The organism is Neisseria sp. Marseille-Q1983 (assembly GCF_018224585.1).
Classification (GTDB): Bacteria; Pseudomonadota; Gammaproteobacteria; order Burkholderiales; family Neisseriaceae; genus Neisseria; species Neisseria polysaccharea.
Genome location: NZ_JAGTUI010000006.1, coordinates 41896 through 61614, shown reverse-complemented (window position 1 = coordinate 61614; position 19719 = coordinate 41896). Strand labels below are relative to the sequence as shown.

The window sequence follows — 19719 nt, the reverse complement described above, 5'->3', positions numbered from 1 at the left end:
AAGCCGCCGGCGGTTTGGCAGGGCGGGATAAAAAATTCGTTTGAATCCGGGCAAACGCGTATAATGTGCGGTTTGTACGGACTTTGTCGGAATCAAGCAAGATGACGGAACCTGCAGCCGAAAGCGGTAAAACTGCTAAGGCGTTAAAAAAATATCTGATTACAGGCATTTTGGTCTGGCTGCCGATTGCGGTAACGGTTTGGGTTATTTCCTATATCGTTTCCGCATCCGACCAACTCGTCAACCTGCTTCCGAGACAATGGCGTCCGCAATACGTTTTTGGGTTCAACATCCCCGGACTCGGCGTTATTGTTGCCATTGCCGTATTGTTTGTAACCGGATTATTTGCCGCAAACGTGTTGGGGCGGCAGATTCTTGCCGCGTGGGACAGTCTGTTGGGGCGGATTCCGGTTGTCAAATCCATCTATTCGAGTGTGAAAAAAGTATCCGAATCGCTGCTGTCCGACAGCAGCCGCTCGTTTAAAACGCCGGTACTCGTACCGTTTCCCCAACCCGGTATTTGGACGATCGCATTTGTGTCCGGTCAGGTGTCGAACGCGGTTAAGGCCGCATTGCCGCAGGATGGCGATTATCTTTCCGTGTATGTTCCGACCACGCCGAATCCGACCGGCGGTTATTATATTATGGTAAGGAAAAGCGATGTGCGCGAACTCGATATGAGCGTGGACGAAGCGTTGAAATATGTGATTTCGCTGGGTATGGTCATTCCTGACGACCTGCCCGTCAAAACATTGGCAGGACCTATGCCGTCTGAAAAGGCGGAGTTGCCCGAACAACAATAAAGCCGCCGTTCAGACGGCATTTTCTGTTTTCAGTTTCAATCAATAAAAGGTGATTTTATGCGTACCAACTATTGCGGCCTGATCAGCGAGCAATACTTAGACCAAACCGTTACCGTCAAAGGCTGGGTACACCGCCGGCGCGACCACGGCGGCGTGATTTTTATCGACCTGCGCGACCGCGAAGGCATCGTCCAAGTCGTGATTGATCCAGACACGCCCGAAGCGTTTGCCGCTGCCGACTCCGCCCGCAACGAATACGTTTTGAGCATTACCGGCCGCGTACGCAACCGTCCCGAAGGCACGACCAACGACAAAATGATTTCCGGCAAAATCGAAATCCTTGCCAAAGAAATCGAAGTCTTGAACGCCGCCGCCACGCCGCCGTTCCAAATCGACGACGAAAACATCAGCGAAAACGTGCGCCTGACCAACCGCGTTATCGACCTGCGCCGTCCGGTGATGCAGCGCAACCTGCGCCTGCGTTATCAAGTCGCTATGGGCGTTCGCCGCTACTTGGACGCGCAAGGCTTCATCGACATCGAAACGCCGATGCTGACCCGCTCCACGCCGGAAGGCGCGCGCGACTATCTCGTGCCGAGCCGCGTTCATCCGGGCGAATTCTTCGCTCTGCCGCAATCTCCGCAATTGTTCAAACAATTGCTGATGGTTGCCGGTTTCGACCGTTACTACCAAATTACCAAATGTTTCCGTGACGAAGACTTGCGTGCCGACCGCCAGCCGGAATTCACCCAAATCGACTTGGAAACCTCGTTTTTGAACGAGGATGAAATTATGGACATTACCGAAGGTATGGCGAAACAAGTCTTCAAAGACGCGTTGGGCGTGGACTTGGGCGTTTTTCCGCGTATGCCTTACGCCGAAGCGATGTTCTATTACGGTTCTGACAAACCGGATATGCGTATCGACTTGAAATTTACCGAGCTGACCGACCTGATGAAAACGGAAGAGTTTAAAGTTTTCCGTGGCGCAGCCGATATGAAAGGCGGCCGCGTGGTCGCTCTGCGCGTGCCGAACGGCGCGAAATTCAGCCGCAAAGAAGTTGACGAATACACCAAATTTGTCGGCATCTACGGCGCGAAAGGTCTGGCATACATCAAAGTAAACGATGTGGGCAACCTTTCCAACGGCGAAGACAGCGGCCTGCAATCTCCGATCGTGAAATTCCTGTCTGAAAACGCTCTGAAAGAAATTATCGGGCGCACCGGCGCGCAAAACGGCGACATTATCTTCTTCGGCGCAGACAAAGCCAAAGTCGTGAACGAAGCCATCGGCGCATTGCGTATCAAAGTCGGCTTGGAACACGGCAAAGACAACGGCTACTTCGTAGACGAATGGAAACCTTTGTGGGTTGTCGATTTCCCAATGTTCGAATACGACGAAGAAGCCGACCGCTACGTTGCCGTACACCATCCGTTTACCGCGCCAAAAGAAGGTCATGAAGACCTGATGGTTTCCGACCCTGCAAACTGCTTGGCCCGCGCCTACGACATGGTGTTGAACGGCTGGGAAATCGGCGGCGGCTCTATCCGTATCCACCGCGCAGACGTACAAGAGAAAGTGTTTGCCGCGCTGAAAATCAGTCCTGAAGAGCAACAAGAGAAATTCGGCTTTCTCTTGGACAACCTGAAATTCGGCGCGCCTCCGCACGGCGGTTTGGCGTTCGGCCTCGACCGTCTGGTTACCCTGATGACCGGTGCCGAATCTATCCGCGACGTGATTGCCTTCCCGAAAACACAACGTGCGCAATGTCTGCTGACCAACGCGCCCAACAGCGTGGATGACAAACAACTGCGCGAATTAAGTTTGCGTTTGCGCCAAAAGGCGGTCGAAACGAAAGAAGTATAAGAAAAACAGAGCCGTTTACGGCTCTGTTTTTTTTCAGACGGCATTTACGCGTTTTAACTTTCCGCTCATTCAAACCTAATTCGACCGTGTTTTAATGGCGGTATTGGAAAACACATCTTGTTCAATCAACCGATAAAGAAAGGACTGAAAATGAAAAAATTGTTATTGGTCGCCGTTGTTTCCCTGAGTGCCGCAACCGCATTTGCCGGCGACTCTGCCGAGCGTCAGATTTACGGCGATCCCCATTTTGAACAAAACCGCACAAAAGCCGTGAAAATGTTGGAACAGCGCGGTTATCAGGTTCACGATGTCGATGCCGACGACCATTGGGGCAAACCGGTTTTGGAAGTGGAAGCCTACAAAAACGGTCGCGAATACGACATCGTGTTGTCTTATCCGGACCTGAAAATCATCAAAGAGCAGCTCGATCGCTGATTCCTTTGATAGAAAGATGAACCAAAATGCCGTCTGAAAGCGTGTTCAGACGGCATTTTGTTTTCCGGTGGGGAGGCGGGTTTAGAACAGCGAATCAAACGGTTCGGAAGCAGTGTTTTTCAAAGTTTCAGTTTCTGCCTGAGGTACGGATTCGATAACCGGTTCGATATCGGCCGGCGGCATGGCGGGGATAGGATGGACGATTTGAACCGGCGGTTGTTCGGCAGCTTGGGCAACCGGCCGTTCAACAGGATCAACCCGGGTAGTTTGGGCGGGTGTTTCAGCTTGGCTGTATGAGGAAGAACTCTGTATCCACGCCAGCGATTTGAGCGGCATCTTCATCTTGCCGTTTTTGCCGCAGGTCAGGCAGACGGCCGATCCGGTGCGGTCTTTGAGTACGGCATCGACTTTCTCGGGCGCGATGGTTTTGCCCTGTGTTTTTGCCCATTGCCTGATGCTTTTCTTCAGCGAGGCGGTGTCAAGGTTGTTTTTGCCGTAGGGATCGCGAAAAGCGGCAAGCCACAAATTATGTTCCGCATCTTCGTTAAGGCCCGCCATTTGATAAATGACTGAAGCCGGCGCGCCGCTGGCGACGGTTTTGGCAAACTCGAGCGCGTCTGGCGATTTCATGCGGACGCAGCCGTGACTGCGAACCCCGGGGACGCTGGCCGGCGCATTGGTTCCGTGTATGCCCAAACCGAGCTTCGGGTCGCCCAGGCGGACAAAAACCGGACCCAAAGGATTATTGGGTCCCGGGGCTATGGTTTTTACGCCGTCGCCGCGTTCTTTCTGTATGGATTTGGGGATGTGCCAAACAGGGTTATAGGCTTTCGCCCCGATTTTATGTTCGCCTAGATTGGTTTGCGTCATCGCCCGACCTACCGCAACGGGATAAACCTTGGTCAGTTTGCCGTCGGTGTAGAGGAACAGGCGTTGTTGGGGGATGTTGATGAAGACATGTTGACCTTGTGCGACGGGGGAGACATCGGGAATGACGGTGTTTGCGTATGAAAAACCGCTTATCAATAGTGCGGCAGTGAGGCAGATTGTTTTATTCATATCAAAATATGGTGTGTGTCCGATAGGTTTTCGGCAAATCATACCTGAAACCGTACCAATTTGTGCGAAAATATGCGCTTCGGTACAGTGCGGACGGATTGAGTGATGGCAACGGAAACAAATGTCGCGGAAATTTCCGCCTTGGATTATGAAGGCAGGGGTGTGGCAAAGGTTGGCGGCAAAACGGTTTTTATTAAAGGGGCATTGCCGTCTGAAAGAGTCGGTTTTCGGATTGTCAGACAGAAAAAGCAGTTTGACGAAGCGGAAACAGTAGCGATATTCAAAGTTTCGGATGAGCGTACCGTCCCGCAGTGCCGTTATTTTGAACGCTGCGGCGGTTGTTCCCTGCAACATATTTCTCCGACAGCGCAGGTGGCGTTCAAACAAAGGATGATGGAAGAGCAGCTCGAGCGTATCGGCAAGGTCAAACCGAAGCAGATATTGCCGCCGATTTACGGACATGTATGGCATTATCGGGATAGGGCGCGGTTCAGTGTGTCATTAGACAAATCATGCCGTCTGAAACTGGGGTTTCAGGCAAAGAAAACGAATGATGTGGTGGGTATTTCGTCATGTATGCTGATTCCGAAGCCTGTTTCAGACAAGCTGCCGGCCATCAGGGAGCTTTTGCAGGATTTGGCGGAAGAGGGAAGTGTTGCCCGGTTTGCCGAGTTTTATTGCGGCAGTGAAATCATCGTATTGAACATCGCGTTCAAAAGCAAACTTCGGCAGAACGAAGAGAACCGGATTCGGCAGTGGTTTGATTCGGAATTGTCGGACGGCTGGCAGGTTTGGCTGCAAATCGGAGGAAAGGTATCGGAACCGTTTTATCCCCAAAAGGATACGACATTAAAATATACGTTACCGGAATTCGGCATTGAAATGCCGTTCCGTCCGGGAGATTTTACACAAATCAATACCGATACCAACCGGCTGATGGTTTCACGCGTCGTGAAAATGCTCGACATACGGCAGGGCGAAAGGATTGCCGACCTGTTTTGCGGTTTGGGCAATTTCAGTTTGCCGATGGCAAAAAGCGGGGCGGATGTGGTCGGCATCGAAGGTGCGGAAAACCTGGTCAGGCGCGCCCGGCAAAATGCCCGGTTGAACGGTTGCGGCGGACAGACAGACTTTATTGCCGCCAACCTCTTTGATTGCACCGAAAAGACAGTCGCCTCTTGGGGAAGGTTTGACAAAATGCTGATAGATCCTCCCAGAAGCGGTGCGTATGAAGTCGTCAAATCGCTGCATACACCCTACCTTCCGCAAAAAATCGTTTATGTATCCTGCAATCCTTCCACTTTGGCACGGGATGCGGGCGTGTTGGTTGAAAAAGGCTATATGCTCAGCGGGGCAGGGATAATGAATATGTTTGCCCAGACATCCCATACCGAGTCTGTCGCCGTATTCGATTTGTTGCCGCAAACAGGAAAATAACTTTTTGAAAATCAAAGGCAAAGAATAATTAAGGAAGGGGTGTAAACAGATAGTGCCCGACAAATACATTTAAACGTATAAAACATAAAAGGTCATATGGCAAGGCTTGTGCAGAAGACATATTGTCAAACGTTAAATTATGGTATGATTTGGAACTTACAAGTCTATTTCAGTAAATCGTTAATAATAAAAGCGGACAATTGCCGTTGCAGGCAGTCAGCTATCCGCTCGTTACGGTATCGGGAGTATCCTTTGGAAAACTCATTAATTATCGGTCTGGCACTGGCGGTATTGCTGGTGCTTTTGGTTATGCGTGCGAAGCAGGGTAAGAAAACACCGAAGCGCAAATCCCAAGGTGTCGGCAATACGCAGGGGCAGCCGCCCGGAAGCAATGATTCGGACTGGGTTGATCAGGTTGACCAATCGGTTTCAGACGGCACGCAGACGGGATTTTCTTGGAATGAGAGTGCTGAAAACGCATCTGCGGCAGTATCTGCGCAAGAAGTCGATCCGCTGACGGAATATCAGGTTTATAAGCAGTTCGGTTATCAGGGCAAGGCTGCCGAGTCTTTGGCTGCCTATCTGGACGGCATTCCGGATGGTGAAGCGAAACCTGAAAACCTTATCCGCGAGCTGCTCGATATCAATCTTGAAGTGGGGGATGTCGATGTTTTAGCAGACAATCTGCAAAAATACGGCAGACTGATTCCTTCCGAACTTTTGGCAAAATATATCGAACAGGCATTACAGCGCGATTCAAACCATTTGCGTATCCGCGTCTTGGCGGAAGAAGGTTTGGGATGGGGCATTCAGGAGATTGAAAAACGTGCGGAAGGCGGTTCTGCGACGGCAGCTTCCGCATTGCCCCCGCCGGATGCCGGCGGTAAGGCTTATGGAGCTGAAGAAATCAAGCGCATCCCGATTGTGCGGGGCAAAAAAGACGTGTCCGGAATCAGCCAAGAGGAAATCGGTGCGATTGCCGGTCTGGTTCGTGCCGATCAAGGTGCGAAAATCCTTAAAGACAAAGTCAGCTACGAAACGGCATCGAAACAATACGACCGTGCCATCCAAACTTCCGAAAAACCTGCAAACCTGATTATCGATGCGTTGAAACTCGATTACCAACACGCGGACATAGACCGTTTTGCTGGACATTTGTGGAAGCTTTACCAAACGTTGGGCAACTATGGCAGGCAGGTTAAAGAGCGGATGCTGGGTTGGGGGTACAGCCTGGGGTACCATGAAGTTTTCGATGATTTGGAAAAGGGGCCGAACGACCAGCAAATCAAAGACATCGGTATGGGGCACGGATATCTGCCGAAAAATATACAGAAATTCAAAGCGCAATATCGGGATTTGGTGCTTCAAGATTCTTCGTTGATCAACACCGGTTCGTCTCCGGCAGACGATGCGGTTAAAGAAGTAGAATCTTTGCTGATGTATGGTCAACTGGATGCGGCAATGGATGTGTTGGAGCAGGCGGTATTGAAATATCCCGATGAGTCCCAGCTTTATATTACGTTGATCGATATTTACGAACGTACTGAAGATTGGGATAGGTTGGGGCAGTTTTTAAGGGTATTGAGGGAACGTGCGGACAGGCTTCCTGAAGAGGTCGTTATGCTGATGAGCCGGCTGCTGCAGCGTATGAATCAAAATATAAAAAAATAAAACGGTACGGAAAATAAAAATGGAAGTTCAACTGCCGAAAATTAAAACAGTACGCGTAATGTTGGCGGGGATGACGGCGCAGCAGGAATCCGTTTTCAAAATGGCATTCAAAATGCACAATACCACCCGTTATGAAACGGTATCCCCTTCAGACGGCAGTGTCGTGCCCGATTTGGTTTTGGCGGATACCGATGCCGAGGGCGGTTTTGAACTTTGGAAAGAGCTTACCGAGCGTTATAAGGATATACCCGTCGCTGTCTGTTCGGAGAAAGTTCCCGATTCTGAAGTTCCCTACCTGCCCAAACCGATTCGGTTTGAAACATTGTTTCCTATGCTCCGCAAGTTGTTGCAGGGCGAGAATGTTTATGGGAAATCGTTTATTGCACCCGCAGACCGGTCGGCGAAAAACAACGGGAATGTGCAGCGTACGGTTACGATACGCCGGTTTAACCCGAATAAAGGATTATTGGGGGCGTTGCGGTTTGCGGAAAAGAACAGGCGGGACATCGCTATCTTGCATGGAAATAAGCCGGTCCTTATTGTTTTCCCCTCGATACAACGGGTTTTGCTGACAGAAAGTGTGCAAAAACTCGAAGAATTGTGCAAAGACGAAAATTTGCAGGTCAGTTGCAAGACTGTTCCCGATAACCCGCAATGGCGCGAAAAGGCTAAAGTAGGCATTATGTCCTGTATGTGGCAATTTTCCATTTGGACGGCGCAGGGCAGGTTGATTTATCCGATTTCTCCCGATACTCCGTTTACGTTGAAATCTTGGCCGAACCTGACCCGGTTGGCAAATGTGCCGGGATCGATACGCTTGTCGGCATTTCTGACCAAGGCATCCGTCAACCTTAATGTGTTGTATAAAGTGATGCCTTTAAACCTCAATGATATTCTGAATTATCTTGCAGCAACCTATATAACCGGGTTTTTGTCGGTAGATTTAAAAACGGTTTCACAACAGGCATACTCCGATATGGCGGATAAAATAAATATCGGGGCCGATTCTGCCTCTGATAGTGAAATGGTGAAAAAAGCGGAAAAAATCACGACACCATCCCAATCCCAGCCGCGCGGCCTTCTTCAAAGGCTGATGAAAAAACTGTTGGGCAGCTAAGAGGCGGAGAGATGAGAGAAAATAAAATTATTTTCACAGGACCTGTCGGCGTAGGGAAAACCACTGCCATTGCGGCTATTTCGGACGAAGCACCCGTCCAGACCGATGCTTCCGCATCCGATATGACTTTGGATAGGAAAAGGAATACGACAGTGGCGATGGACTACGGGGTCATCAGCTTGGATGAGGATACCAAAGTCCATTTATATGGTACGCCCGGTCAGGAACGGTTCAACTTTATGTGGGAAATCTTAAGCCAAGGCAGTATGGGTTTGGTCTTGCTTTTAGATAATGCCAGAACCAACCCATTGAAAGATTTGGAATTCTTCTTACATTCGTTTCGAGGGCTGCTGGAGAAGGCACCCGTCGTTGTCGGTATTACCAAGATGGATATACGCTCTCAGCCCGGTATCGACGTGTATCACAAATATCTTGCAAAACATAATCTTAATGTTCCGGTTTTTGAAATTGATGCCCGTAAGGAAGATGACGTAAAGCAATTGGTTAGCGCAATGTTATTTTCTATTGATCCGGGACTGGAGGTTTAATATGGAATCAACACTTTCACTACAAGCAAATTTATATCCCCGCCTGACTCCTGCAGGTGCATTTTATGCCGTATCCAGCGATACCCCCAGTGCCGGTAAAACCTTGTTGCACAGCCTGTTGAAAGCGGATGCGGACGAAGTGGTCAGCAGTGAGAAGCTGCTCGCCTGGGCGGACACCGCCGACATCGATACCGCTTTGAACCTGTTGTACCGTTTGCAAAAACTCGAATTCCTCTATGGCGATGAAAACGGTCATTCAGACGGCATCAATCTGTCAGACGAGCAATTGCCTTTGTTGATGGAGCAGTTGTCCGGCAGTGGTAAGGCATTATTGGTCGATCGGAATGGTCTGTATCTTGCCAATGCCAATTTCCATCATGAGGCGGCGGAAGAGTTGGGGTTGTTGGCGGCAGAAGTTGCACAGATGGAAAAGAAACACCGGCTGCTGATTAAGAACAACTTGTATATCAACAATAACGCTTGGGGCGTTTGCGACCCTTCCGGTCAGAGCGAATTGACATTTTTCCCATTGTATATCGGTTCAACCAAATTTATTTTGGTTATCGGCGGCATTCCCGATTTGAGCAAAGAGGCATTTGTTACTTTGGTCAGGATTTTATACCGCCGTTACAGCAACCGCGTGTAAAACTTGGGATAGGAGGGTTTATGCAGCAATTATTAATTTCGGTTTTGGAAGACTTGAACAACACATCTCCGGATATTGTCGCATCTGCCGTTATCTCAACTGACGGATTGCCGATGGCGACAATGCTTCCTTCACATTTGAATTCGGACAGGGTAGGGGCGATTTCTGCCACTTTGCTTGCTTTAGGCAGCCGTTCGGTGCAAGAACTCGCCTGCGGGGAATTGGAACAAGTGATGATTAAAGGAAAATCAGGCTATATCCTTTTAAGTCAGGCGGGTAAAGATGCCGTGTTGGTGCTGATGGCAAAAGAAACCGGCAAACTTGGTTTAATCCTATTGGATGCCAAACGGGCGGCAAGACATATTGCGGAAGCCATATAACATATAAAGATTGCGGGCTTGCAGATAAAGTGCAATCGATTGTAAATTTATATTGACACGTTCGGTATTTCTGTTTTATTATTCTCGCTTATTCCCCGATAGCTCAGTCGGTAGAGCGACGGACTGTTAATCCGCAGGTCCCTGGTTCGAGCCCAGGTCGGGGAGCCAAATTCCAAAACCCTCTAAGTATTTTCTTAGAGGGTTTTGTTTTTGTCAGAGAATCCGGTACGGCATCCTTTTATGGAGGGAAAGTTGTTACCCAATCAAGGCGGATTTTAGAATACGTAGAGAAGCAATGCGGCACGGTTCTTAAGTATTTGTGGATAAAATATCCCGATTCTGCCGTGTTGAGGCATGGTGGGAATAGGGGGAAATGGTATGCCCTAATCGGGAGGATCGCCAAAAGCCGTTTGGGTTTGCAGGGGATGGGGGGTAACATCCATTAATGTGAAGAGTAATCCTGATATGGTTTCCGTTTTGAGGTGGTGAGAAAATTTTTTACCTGCATACCATATGAACAAGCAGCATTGGGTCGGTATCGTGTTGGATTATGGTGCGGAAACGGATGAAATATAGTGGATTAAATTTAAACCAGTACAGCGTTGCCTCGCTTTGCCGTACTATTTGTACTGTCTGCGGCTTCGTCGCCTTGTCCTGATTTAAATTTAATCCACTATATTGATGCTGTTGGATTGGAGCTATGATTTGATGGAGAAATAAAAATGCCGTCTGGACTTGACTGCACCCTATAAGTTGGGGCAGTGCAAGTTCAGACGGCATTTTATCGTGGGTCGGCAGAAATCGGAACAAGGCGGTGAAACTGCAAACTGTACGGCAATGCGGTAACCTGTTAATTTACTATATTTTTGTCCGTTCAGGCGTGGCGTTCTTTGCACATCAGTTTTGCATCCAGCCAGCCGTCGCCTCCGGGAATGATATTTTTAGAAACGAAGTTGTCCAAATCAGGCAGTAGGGAAATGGCACGTCCGCTGTTGATGATGACGACGACGACCATCGGTTTGTCGCCCAGCCAGTAGCCTGCCAATGCGCGGACATTGTTGAGCGTGCCGGTTTTCAGGCGCAGCAGCCCGCCGCTTTGCTTGAGGCGGTTGCGCAAAGTTCCGTCTGTGCCGGCGATGGGCAGCGTGTCGATGAAATCTTGTGCAAACGGGCTGAAATAAGCCGTTTCCAACATTTGCGCCATCATTCTTGCTGTTACCCTTTCTTTTCTGGACAGACCTGAACCGTTTTCCAAAACCAAATCCGCAACATCGATGCCTGATACGGCAAGTTCGCGCCGGACGGCAGACGCTGCCTGTTCGGAAACGGCGGGTAGTTTGCCGTTGCCGCCGAGTTTGAGGAAGACGGAACGCGCAATCAGATTGTCCGAACGCTTGTTCATGTCCGTCAAAATTTCCTTCATCGGCTTTGAGTGTGCAACGGCAAGCGTCTGCGCGCCTTCCGGTGTGTCGGCTATGCCGATACCGTCTGAAATCCGTCCGCCGCCGAGCAGCCAGTGGTTGGTAAAACTTTGCCGGATCAGTTCGTCAAGTGCGAACATCCGGACACCGACAGGCTTGCCCAAACAGCTTTCGGGAATATTGCCGCGCAATTTCAGCGTATTGTCCGAAAAAGATGCGCGCATCAGTTTTTTGACCGAAGGGCAGGTAGCTTTGGAGGCGGTAATTTTCAAGTTGTTTTGGGCGAAAATATGCGGCAAAGGCGGATCGGTGAGGATGTCGGTACTGCCGGCGGTATTGCGTTCGGCGCGCACCATAACCATACCGGCAGACAGCATAGTCGGATTTGGGGGCGTCATAAACGGCGAACCGCTGTCGGCTTCAAAATAGTCGGGACTGCCGACTTCGCCCCACAGCTTGTGGTCGAGTATCAGGTGTCCCGTGATATTGCGTATGCCTTTGTCGCGCAACTGTTTTTGAACATCAAGCAGGTTTTCCTGATTGAAAACGGGGTCGCCGCTGCCTGCCCAATACAAATCGCCATCGAGCGTGCCGTTACTCACTTTGCCGTTGCTTTTAAACTCGGTCGCCCAGCGGTAATTGCTGCCGAAGGTTTTGAAGGCGGCAAACGCGGTAACGAGTTTCATCGTGGACGCGGGATTGACGGGGACATCCGCGCGGTGGTCGATGACGACCCTGCCGCTGCCGAGTTCTTGGACATATACGGCGATTTCGTTTTGCGGAATGCGGCCGGTATCGAGCGCGTGTGCGGCGAGGGAGGTGAGAAGCAGCAGCAGAAAGGCCGCTGTTTTGGGGAAATTCATAGGTGAATCTGTTACATAAAAAAAGCAATTATAAGGCAAAGCCGGATAAGTGGGAACGCCGGGGCGGCGGGCCGGCTTGTTTGCAGGGGAAATCGCATATATAATAATCGCTATCATTATTAAATGATTGAAACACACAAACTTAATATTCAGGAGGAATGATTGTGGCTAAGAAAATCAGTATTTTGGTGGGCAGCCTGCGCCGTGCTTCTTTTGCACGCAAGGTGGCATTGAATGCGGTACAGATGTTTCCAGAAGACTATCAGGCGGAAATTGTCGAAATCGGACATCTGCCGCTTTATAATTTCGATTATGACGACCCTGCGGTGGAAGATGTGCCGCTGCCCGAAAGCTACACGGCTTTCCGCGAAACGATTAAGGCTTCAGACGGCATTTTGTTCGTTACGTCCGAAAACAACCGCACTGTTCCCGCCTGTTTGAAAAATGCGGTGGACATCGGTTCTAAACCGAATGCCGATGTGGCTTGGAAAAACAAACCTGCCGGCATCATCAGCCATTCCGTCGGCAAGATGGGCGGTTACAGTTCGCAAAAAAACCTGCGTCTTGCCCTGTCTTATTTCGATATGCCCGTAACCGGACAGCCGGAAGTGTTTTTGGGCAATTCGCCGACGCTGTTTGATGAAAAAGGCAAATTGGTTGACTCGGCAAGGGATTTTGTTCAGTCATATATTAATCAGTTTGTCTCTCTGGTGGAGAAACACGCAAAATAGGTTGGAAACGGTCAAAAACCGCAGAATCTTGGTTCTGCGGTTTTTTGTTGCTGCTAAATTGCGGCTAATTTTGGGGTGTTAGAATAGGCACGGTTTATTTTGAAGGGAAAGTTGATGCGTGTATTGTTGGTTGAAGACGATGCGATGATTGCGGAAGCGGTGTCGGCAAGTTTGAAAGACGGCGGCTATGCGGTGGATTGGGTCAAAAACGGCGCGCAGGTTGCGGCGGCGGCCGCTGCCCAGCCTTATGACCTGATGCTGCTGGATTTGGGTTTGCCGGGGCGCGATGGTTTGGATGTTTTGTCGGAAATACGCGCGGCAGGCTGTACCGTCCCCGTGCTGATCGTTACGGCGCGGGATGATCTGTACAGCCGGCTGAACGGTTTGGACGGCGGTGCGGACGACTATATCGTCAAGCCGTTCGATATGGCGGAGCTTAAGGCGCGGATGCGGGCAGTGTTGCGGCGCGGCGGCGGTCAGGGACAGGTTTGCCTGTCCAACGGCGTGATTTCGCTGAATCCGGCAACGTATCAGGCGGAAATTATTGCCGAGGGGCGGCAGGTGGCATTGAGCAACAAGGAGTTTGCAGTATTGCAGGCTTTGCTGGCGAGGCCGGGCGTGATTTTGTCGCGCTCGGATTTGGAGGACAAGGTTTACGGCTGGGGCGAGGAAGTCGAAAGCAATGCGGTGGATTTTCTGATTCACGCGCTGCGTAAGAAACTGGGTAAGGAAAGCATACAAAATGTGCGCGGTGTCGGCTGGCTGATGCCGCGTCAAGATGACGTCTGAACAGGAACGAAGATGCCGGACCGTTTTTTTAAAATTTTAAAACATTCGCTTCAGGTCAGAATCAGCCTTGCCCTGATTTGGATGTTTGTTCCGCTGGCAATGCTTGCAGGTATGTTTTCCTACTACGAAACCTTCCACGAAACGGAAGCGTTGCAGGACGACCTGCTCCGTCAGGCGGCATTGTACGTCGCCCCCGATTCCAAACCCGAAACTTTGCCCGAGGGCGACGGCGATACGCGTATTTTGGTACAGATGCCGCAGCAGGAAGACCCTGTTGTCAGCCTGCCCGCGCATCTGGCGGACGGTCTGCACACGCTTCAGGCGGACGATGACGACGATTATTACCGCGTCTATATCCGCACGACCGAGCAGGGACGGATTGCCGTCATGCAGGAAAACGAATACCGTGAAGATTTGGCGGCGGATGCGGCACGGCAAAGCGTGTTGCCACTGCTGGCGGCACTGCCGCTGATGATACTGCTGACCGTGTGGATTACGCACAAAGCCATGCGCCCCGTCCGCAAATTGTCGCAAAGTCTCGAACAACGCCGAATCAATGACCTGTCTGCCTTGAGTGTGGACAATATTCCCAGTGAAATCAGAGGTTTCGTAACCGCCATCAACCTGCTTTTGAAACGTGTTGATGAAGATATACGCCGCCGTCAGCGGTTTGTTGCCGACGCAGCACACGAATTGCGTACGCCGATGACCGCCCTTTCCCTTCAGGCGGAACGGCTCAACAATATGCCGCTCCCGCCCGAAGCGGCGCGGCAGTCCGCCGTTTTGCAGCAAAGCATACGGCGCAACAAACACCTGCTCGAGCAGCTTTTGGCACTGGCGCGTTCGCAGTCGGACGAAACCCCCTTGGCGAAAACGACATTCGGGCTGCAAAGCCGTTTCCGCCAAGTGTTGCAGGAACTGATGCCGCTGGCTTTGGAAAAACGTCAGGACATCGGTGTGGCGGTCGGAGACGATGTCGAAATATTTGCCGACGAAACGGAAATCTATACGCTGATTAAAACCTTTGCCGACAACGCGGTACGTTACACGCCTCCCGAAGGCAGGATAGATTTGGGTTTCACAGACGAAGGGAAATATCTTGCCGTGTGGGTGGAAGATAACGGGAACGGCATTCCCGAATCCGAACGCGCCCGCGTCCTCGATCCGTTTTACCGTATTTTGGGAACGGAGCAGCAGGGGACGGGGCTGGGTCTGTCCATCGCCGACACGCTAGCCAAAAAATACGGCGGATATTTGGAACTGACCGACAGCCGACGTTTCGGACACGGTCTGCTGATACGCGCCTTGTTGGACAAGGAATCCCTGAAATAAACGGATGCCGTCTGAAGGCTTCAGACGGCATTTCCTACATCAATACGATGTCGTATTGTTCCTGTGTGTAAGCGGTTTCGACTGCCAGAGAAATCGGTTTGCCGATGAAATCTATCAGCATTGCCAAGGATTGCGATTCTTCGTCCAAAAACAAATCGATGACGTTGGGGGCGGCGAGGATGCGGAAACTTTCGGCATCGTAACGGCGCGCTTCGCGGACGATTTCGCGCTGGATTTCGTAGCACACGGTTTGCGGCGTTTTCAGACGGCCTCTGCCTTGGCAGGAAGGGCAGGGTTCGCAGAGGACTTGGTTTAAGTTTTCGCGCGAACGTTTGCGCGTCAGCTCGACCAGCCCCAAATGGGTAAAGCCGTGCAGGGTGATGCGCGTGCGGTCGAAGGCGAGGGCTTTGGCAAGCTCCTGCAACACGGCTTCGCGGTGGCTTTCCTGCGCCATATCGATGAAGTCGATGATGATGATGCCGCCAAGGTTGCGCAGGCGAAGTTCGCGGGCGATGGTGTGGCAGGCCTCTAAGTTGGTGCGGAAGATGGTTTCGTCGAAGTTGCGCGCGCCGACAAAACCGCCGGTGTTCACGTCTATCGTGGTCATCGCTTCGGTGGACTCGATAATCAGGTAGCTGCCGAAGTTGAGGTTGACGCGCGGTTGCAGGGCGCGGCTGATTTCCTGCTCGACGTTGTGGGTTTCAAACAGCGGGCGTTCGCCTTTGAACAATTCTATCCTGCCCAATGCGCCGTGAACGTATTGTTCGGCAAAACGCGTCATGCGGCCGTAGTTCGCAGTAGAGTCGACGAGGATTTTTTGCGTGTCGCAGCCGACCATATCGCGCAACACGCGCAGGCTTAAAGGCAAGTCCTGATAAAGCAGGGTTTCCGGCGGTTGGATTTTTGCCTGTTCTTGGATGTGTTCCCACACTTTGGTCAGGTAGTCGATGTCGGATTGTAGCTGTTCGTCGGTGGCGTTTTCGGCGTTGGTGCGGATGATGTAGCCGTGGCATGCCTTTTCCGGCAGGAGCTTGTTGAGACGCTCGCGCAGATTGCTGCGTTCGGCATCGTCTTCGATGCGCTGAGATACGCCGATATGTTCTTCCTGCGGAAGATGGACGAGGAAACGCCCCGCCAGCGAGATTTGGGTGGAAAGCCGCGCGCCTTTGGTGTTGATGGGGTCTTTGATGACCTGCACCAAAACCGACTGCCCTTCAAACAACATATGTTCGATGCGCTGGGTTTCTTCGGGGTTGCGGCGTTGTTCGAGGACATCGACGATGTGTAAAAACGCCGCGCGTTCCAAACCGATGTCGATGAACGCGCTCTGCATCCCGGGCAGCACGCGGCGCACCACGCCCAGATAGATATTGCCGACCAGGCTGTGCCCGCTGTTGCGCTCGATGTGCAGCTCGCAGATATTGTTTTCCTCCAACACCGCCACGCGCGTTTCCTGCGGTGTGATGTTGACCAATATCGTTTCGGGCGGGCGCGCGATGTCTTTGGGGATGGGAAGTCCTGACAACATGGTTTTTCCTGAAAATGTAATAAAAATATTTTTGCATCCGTTCCGCCGCGCAGAGCGGGTGCAAAAATATTTTTCACAATGCCTATCATACTTTAAAAAAGAAAGTTTGACACACTCCGCACATGCCGTTTGAACGTGCATCTGTTCCGCACTTGCCAAACGGGGGAAATGCCCCTATATTGATTATCATTGCAAAACTTTCGGAAACCCAATATGCAGACCGTTACCATGTACACAGGTCCGTTTTGCCCCTACTGCACGATGGCGAAAAGGCTGCTGCACGCGGCAGGTGTCGGACATATCGACGAAATCCGTGTCGATGCAAGCCCCGAAGCCTTTGCCGAAATGCAGCAGCTTTCGGGACAGCGCAGCGTGCCGCAGATTTTCATCGGCGAAACGCACGTTGGCGGATTTACCGACCTCTACCGCCTCCAGCAGGAAGGTGGGCTGGACGGACTGCTGAACCCTTAACCCCCAACTAGGAAAACAAAATGAGCGAAGAACTGCAACCCGTATTCAGCATCGAGCGACTGTATGTCAAAGACTTGTCTTTGGAAGTGCCGCACGCGCCGCAAATCTTCTTGGAACAGGGCGAGCCCGAAGTGGATATGCGCGTTTCCACCGGCAGCCAAAAGCTGGAAGACGGCTACTACAACGTGGACGTTACCGTAACCGTTACCGCCAAATTGGATAACGAGCGCACGATGTTTTTGAACGAAGTAACCCAAAGCGGTATTTTCCGTTTGGAAAACATCCCCGAAGAAGATGCCGACCTGCTGCTCGGCGTGGCGTGTCCGAACATCCTCTTCCCTTACGCGCGCGAAGCCGTTTCCAGTACGGTAACGCGCGCCGGCTTCCCGCCCGTCTTGCTTGCGCCGATTAATTTTGAGGCGATTTACCAACAACAGCAGGAAGCCGAAGCCGCCGGGGCTTGATTCCTGCCTGCCGATGCCGTCTGAATCTGTTTCAGACGGCATTTTTGTTTTCGGATAAAATAGGCGCGTCCGAAGGAATCTGCCTATGATGTCGCCCGAAACCCAGAAACAGCTCAAAATCACTGATGTTTCCGCCAAGAAGCTCGACAAACTCAACCTCCATACCGCGTGGGATTTGGTGTTGCACCTGCCGCTGCGTTACGAGGACGAGACGCACATTATGCCGATTAAGGACGCGCCGATCGGCGTGCCGTGCCAGGTCGAGGGCGAGGTTATCCATCAGGAAGTAACGTTCAAACCGCGCAAGCAGCTGATTGTCCAAATCGCCGACGGCTCCGGCAGCGTCCTTTTTCTGCGCTTCATCCACTTTTACGCCAGCCATCAGAAGCAGACGGCGGTCGGCAAACGCATCCGCGCCGTGGGCGAAATCAAACACGGCTTTTACGGCGACGAGATGATTCATCCCAAAATCCGCGATGCCGAGGGCGGCGGTTTGGCGGAAAGCCTCACGCCGGTTTACCCGACCGTAAACGGTTTGAACCAGCCCACTTTGCGCCGTATTATTCAGACGGCGTTGGACGTTACGCCGCTGCACGACACGCTGCCCGATGCCCTGCTGTGCCGTCTGAAGCTGCCACACCTCGCCGAAAGCCTGCGCCTTTTGCATTCGCCGCCGCCAAGTTTCACGATTCATCAGCTTTCAGACGGCACGTTGCCTGCATGGCAACGGCTCAAATTCGACGAACTTTTGGCGCAACAGCTTTCTATGCGGCTGGCGCGGCAGAAGCGTATCGGCGGCTCGGCGGCGGCATTGCGCGGCAATGGCGTATTGACCCAAGCCCTGCGCCGCGCCCTGCCGTTTGCCCTGACCGATGCACAAGAAAACGTGTTGGCGGAAGTTCAAACCGATATGGCGCAAACGCACCCGATGCACCGCCTGCTGCAAGGCGATGTCGGCAGTGGCAAAACCATCGTCGCCGCCTTGTCCGCGCTGACCGCCATCGAATCCGGCGCGCAGGTGGCTGTAATGGCACCGACCGAAATCCTTGCCGAACAACATTTTATTAAATTTAAACAATGGCTCGAACCTTTGGGCATTGAAGTTGTCCGCCTTTTTGGCAGTTTGCGCAAAAAAGCCAAAGACGAAGCCAAAGCCAAACTCGCCGACGGCAGCGTCAAAATCGCCGTCGGCACGCACGCCCTGTTTTCAGACGGCGTGACGTTTCACAATTTGGGCCTGACCATCGTGGACGAACAGCACCGTTTCGGCGTTGCCCAACGCCTCGCCCTCAAAAACAAAGGGCGCGAAGTCCATCAGCTGATGATGTCCGCCACGCCCATCCCGCGCACGCTCGCCATGAGTTTTTTCGCCGACTTGGACGTGTCCGTCATCGACAAACTGCCGCCCGGGCGAACACCGATTAAAACGCGCCTCGTCAATAATGTCCGCCGCGCCGAAGTCGAAGGCTTCGTCCTCAACATCTGCCGCAAAGGGCAGCAGGCATACTGGGTCTGCCCGCTGATTGAAGAAAGTGAAACCCTGCAACTGCAAACCGCTACCGAAACCCTCGAGCAGCTTCAGGCAGCCTTGCCCGAACTCAACATCGGCTTAGTACACGGGCGCATGAAGGCTGCCGAAAAAGCCGAAGTCATGGCGGAATTTGCCGCAGGCCGTCTGAACGTTTTGGTCGCCACCACCGTCATCGAAGTCGGCGTAGATGTGCCCAACGCCGCCCTGATGGTCATCGAACACGCCGAGCGCATGGGCTTGGCGCAGCTTCACCAATTACGCGGACGGGTAGGGCGCGGCGCGGCGGAAAGCGTGTGCGTCCTCCTGTTTGCCGAACCCTTGGGCGAACTCGCCAAAGCGCGGCTGAAAGTCATCTATGAACACACCGACGGCTTCGAAATCGCCCGCCAAGACCTCAATATCCGCGGCCCCGGCGAATTTCTCGGCGCGCGCCAAAGCGGCGTGCCTATGCTGCGCTTCGCCAAGCTTGAAGAAGACCTGCACCTTTTGGAACAGGCGCGTGAAACCGCCCCGATACTGATTGAACAAAACCCCGAAATCGTCGAGGCGCATCTGGCACGATGGCTTTCCGGCAGGGAAGGGTATTTGGGCGTGTGAGCAAAATGCCGTCTGAAATATTGGAAAAAA

18 protein-coding genes, 1 tRNA gene and 1 pseudogene are annotated in these 19719 nt (G+C 52.0%); 16 read left to right on the top strand and 4 right to left on the bottom strand.

What is annotated here, in order from left to right; genetic code table 11:
• Positions 1–101 precede the first annotated feature (101 nt).
• The 3 genes from KEM39_RS02495 (at position 102) to KEM39_RS02485 (ending at position 3104) form a co-directional block, all read left to right on the top strand.
• Positions 102–803 (top strand): DUF502 domain-containing protein, encoded by a 702-nt coding sequence (locus KEM39_RS02495; protein WP_019272520.1) that lies wholly within the window; start codon positions 102–104, stop codon positions 801–803.
• Between the two features lie 57 nt (positions 804–860).
• Positions 861–2669 carry an aspartate--tRNA ligase gene (gene aspS / locus KEM39_RS02490; RefSeq protein ID WP_118997749.1) on the top strand — a complete coding sequence of 603 codons (1809 nt, stop codon included), beginning with the start codon at positions 861–863 and terminating at the stop codon, positions 2667–2669.
• Positions 2670–2819: 150 nt separating this feature from the next.
• Positions 2820–3104, top strand: a complete 285-nt coding sequence (locus KEM39_RS02485) for a PepSY domain-containing protein (RefSeq protein ID WP_211709547.1) — start codon at positions 2820–2822, stop codon at positions 3102–3104.
• Between the two features lie 81 nt (positions 3105–3185).
• Here the strand turns inward: KEM39_RS02485 and KEM39_RS02480 are convergent, their stop codons facing one another.
• On the bottom strand, positions 3186–4205 hold the full coding sequence (locus tag KEM39_RS02480) for a L,D-transpeptidase (protein ID WP_118997748.1): 1020 nt from the start codon (positions 4203–4205) through the stop codon (positions 3186–3188).
• A gap of 63 nt (positions 4206–4268) precedes the next feature.
• On the opposite strand from KEM39_RS02480, the gene rlmD reads away from it, so the two are divergent.
• The 7 genes from rlmD to KEM39_RS02445 all read left to right on the top strand — a co-directional run bounded on the left by rlmD (position 4269) and on the right by KEM39_RS02445 (position 10130).
• The gene (gene rlmD / locus KEM39_RS02475; RefSeq protein WP_118997747.1) at positions 4269–5600 is read left to right on the top strand and encodes a 23S rRNA (uracil(1939)-C(5))-methyltransferase RlmD; all 1332 of its coding nucleotides are present in this window, start codon (positions 4269–4271) and stop codon (positions 5598–5600) included.
• A 252-nt stretch (positions 5601–5852) separates the two neighbouring features.
• Positions 5853–7271 carry a tetratricopeptide repeat protein gene (locus KEM39_RS02470; protein WP_118997746.1) on the top strand — a complete coding sequence of 473 codons (1419 nt, stop codon included), beginning with the start codon at positions 5853–5855 and terminating at the stop codon, positions 7269–7271.
• 19 nt (positions 7272–7290) lie between these two features.
• Positions 7291–8388 carry a response regulator gene (locus tag KEM39_RS02465; RefSeq protein WP_118997745.1) on the top strand — a complete coding sequence of 366 codons (1098 nt, stop codon included), beginning with the start codon at positions 7291–7293 and terminating at the stop codon, positions 8386–8388.
• 11 nt (positions 8389–8399) lie between these two features.
• Positions 8400–8936, top strand: a complete 537-nt coding sequence (locus KEM39_RS02460) for a GTP-binding protein (protein ID WP_003710372.1) — start codon at positions 8400–8402, stop codon at positions 8934–8936.
• A gap of 1 nt (position 8937) precedes the next feature.
• A complete protein-coding gene (locus KEM39_RS02455; protein ID WP_003710371.1) occupies positions 8938–9582 on the top strand; it encodes a hypothetical protein in 645 nt (214 codons plus the stop codon).
• Positions 9583–9602: 20 nt separating this feature from the next.
• Positions 9603–9962, top strand: coding sequence for a roadblock/LC7 domain-containing protein (locus KEM39_RS02450; RefSeq protein ID WP_003710368.1), 360 nt, complete (start codon positions 9603–9605; stop codon positions 9960–9962).
• A gap of 92 nt (positions 9963–10054) precedes the next feature.
• Positions 10055–10130: transfer RNA gene (locus KEM39_RS02445), tRNA-Asn, on the top strand.
• Positions 10131–10526: 396 nt separating this feature from the next.
• Here KEM39_RS02445 and KEM39_RS02440 read toward each other — a convergent pair.
• Both KEM39_RS02440 and dacB read right to left on the bottom strand, forming a co-directional pair.
• Positions 10527–10643: pseudogene (locus KEM39_RS02440) on the bottom strand (IS5/IS1182 family transposase); the annotation flags it as partial.
• A 193-nt stretch (positions 10644–10836) separates the two neighbouring features.
• Positions 10837–12246, bottom strand: coding sequence for a D-alanyl-D-alanine carboxypeptidase/D-alanyl-D-alanine-endopeptidase (dacB, locus tag KEM39_RS02435; RefSeq protein WP_211709546.1), 1410 nt, complete (start codon positions 12244–12246; stop codon positions 10837–10839).
• Between the two features lie 158 nt (positions 12247–12404).
• On the opposite strand from dacB, the gene KEM39_RS02430 reads away from it, so the two are divergent.
• The 3 genes from KEM39_RS02430 to KEM39_RS02420 all read left to right on the top strand — a co-directional run bounded on the left by KEM39_RS02430 (position 12405) and on the right by KEM39_RS02420 (position 15098).
• The gene (locus tag KEM39_RS02430) at positions 12405–12977 is read left to right on the top strand and encodes an NADPH-dependent FMN reductase (protein WP_211709545.1); all 573 of its coding nucleotides are present in this window, start codon (positions 12405–12407) and stop codon (positions 12975–12977) included.
• A 114-nt stretch (positions 12978–13091) separates the two neighbouring features.
• Positions 13092–13766 (top strand): response regulator transcription factor, encoded by a 675-nt coding sequence (locus tag KEM39_RS02425; RefSeq protein WP_211709544.1) that lies wholly within the window; start codon positions 13092–13094, stop codon positions 13764–13766.
• Positions 13767–13847: 81 nt separating this feature from the next.
• Positions 13848–15098: an ATP-binding protein gene (locus tag KEM39_RS02420; protein WP_211709552.1), complete on the top strand. Its 1251-nt coding sequence runs from the start codon at positions 13848–13850 to the stop codon at positions 15096–15098.
• A 34-nt stretch (positions 15099–15132) separates the two neighbouring features.
• Here the strand turns inward: KEM39_RS02420 and rng are convergent, their stop codons facing one another.
• Positions 15133–16626, bottom strand: coding sequence for a ribonuclease G (rng, locus tag KEM39_RS02415; protein WP_118997767.1), 1494 nt, complete (start codon positions 16624–16626; stop codon positions 15133–15135).
• Positions 16627–16839: 213 nt separating this feature from the next.
• On the opposite strand from rng, the gene grxC reads away from it, so the two are divergent.
• From grxC to recG, 3 genes are all read left to right on the top strand, one after another.
• A complete protein-coding gene (gene grxC / locus KEM39_RS02410) occupies positions 16840–17097 on the top strand; it encodes a glutaredoxin 3 (RefSeq protein WP_002214462.1) in 258 nt (85 codons plus the stop codon).
• Positions 17098–17117: 20 nt separating this feature from the next.
• Positions 17118–17561, top strand: a complete 444-nt coding sequence (gene secB, locus KEM39_RS02405) for a protein-export chaperone SecB (protein WP_003754271.1) — start codon at positions 17118–17120, stop codon at positions 17559–17561.
• Positions 17562–17646: 85 nt separating this feature from the next.
• The gene (gene recG / locus KEM39_RS02400; protein WP_118997742.1) at positions 17647–19689 is read left to right on the top strand and encodes an ATP-dependent DNA helicase RecG; all 2043 of its coding nucleotides are present in this window, start codon (positions 17647–17649) and stop codon (positions 19687–19689) included.
• Positions 19690–19719: the final 30 nt, after the last annotated feature.

Coding starts and splice junctions, on each gene's coding strand:
- KEM39_RS02450 (WP_003710368.1), top strand. CDS start 9,603: ATGCAGCAATTATTAATTTCGGTTTTGGAAGACTTGAACAACACATCT.
- KEM39_RS02465 (WP_118997745.1), top strand. CDS start 7,291: ATGGAAGTTCAACTGCCGAAAATTAAAACAGTACGCGTAATGTTGGCG.
- grxC (WP_002214462.1), top strand. CDS start 16,840: ATGCAGACCGTTACCATGTACACAGGTCCGTTTTGCCCCTACTGCACG.
- KEM39_RS02425 (WP_211709544.1), top strand. CDS start 13,092: ATGCGTGTATTGTTGGTTGAAGACGATGCGATGATTGCGGAAGCGGTG.
- KEM39_RS02495 (WP_019272520.1), top strand. CDS start 102: ATGACGGAACCTGCAGCCGAAAGCGGTAAAACTGCTAAGGCGTTAAAA.
- KEM39_RS02460 (WP_003710372.1), top strand. CDS start 8,400: ATGAGAGAAAATAAAATTATTTTCACAGGACCTGTCGGCGTAGGGAAA.
- recG (WP_118997742.1), top strand. CDS start 17,647: ATGATGTCGCCCGAAACCCAGAAACAGCTCAAAATCACTGATGTTTCC.
- KEM39_RS02485 (WP_211709547.1), top strand. CDS start 2,820: ATGAAAAAATTGTTATTGGTCGCCGTTGTTTCCCTGAGTGCCGCAACC.
- rng (WP_118997767.1), bottom strand. CDS start 16,626: ATGTTGTCAGGACTTCCCATCCCCAAAGACATCGCGCGCCCGCCCGAA.
- secB (WP_003754271.1), top strand. CDS start 17,118: ATGAGCGAAGAACTGCAACCCGTATTCAGCATCGAGCGACTGTATGTC.
- KEM39_RS02420 (WP_211709552.1), top strand. CDS start 13,848: ATGTTTGTTCCGCTGGCAATGCTTGCAGGTATGTTTTCCTACTACGAA.
- rlmD (WP_118997747.1), top strand. CDS start 4,269: ATGGCAACGGAAACAAATGTCGCGGAAATTTCCGCCTTGGATTATGAA.
- KEM39_RS02430 (WP_211709545.1), top strand. CDS start 12,405: ATGATTGTGGCTAAGAAAATCAGTATTTTGGTGGGCAGCCTGCGCCGT.
- KEM39_RS02455 (WP_003710371.1), top strand. CDS start 8,938: ATGGAATCAACACTTTCACTACAAGCAAATTTATATCCCCGCCTGACT.
- dacB (WP_211709546.1), bottom strand. CDS start 12,246: ATGAATTTCCCCAAAACAGCGGCCTTTCTGCTGCTGCTTCTCACCTCC.
- aspS (WP_118997749.1), top strand. CDS start 861: ATGCGTACCAACTATTGCGGCCTGATCAGCGAGCAATACTTAGACCAA.
- KEM39_RS02480 (WP_118997748.1), bottom strand. CDS start 4,205: ATGATTTGCCGAAAACCTATCGGACACACACCATATTTTGATATGAAT.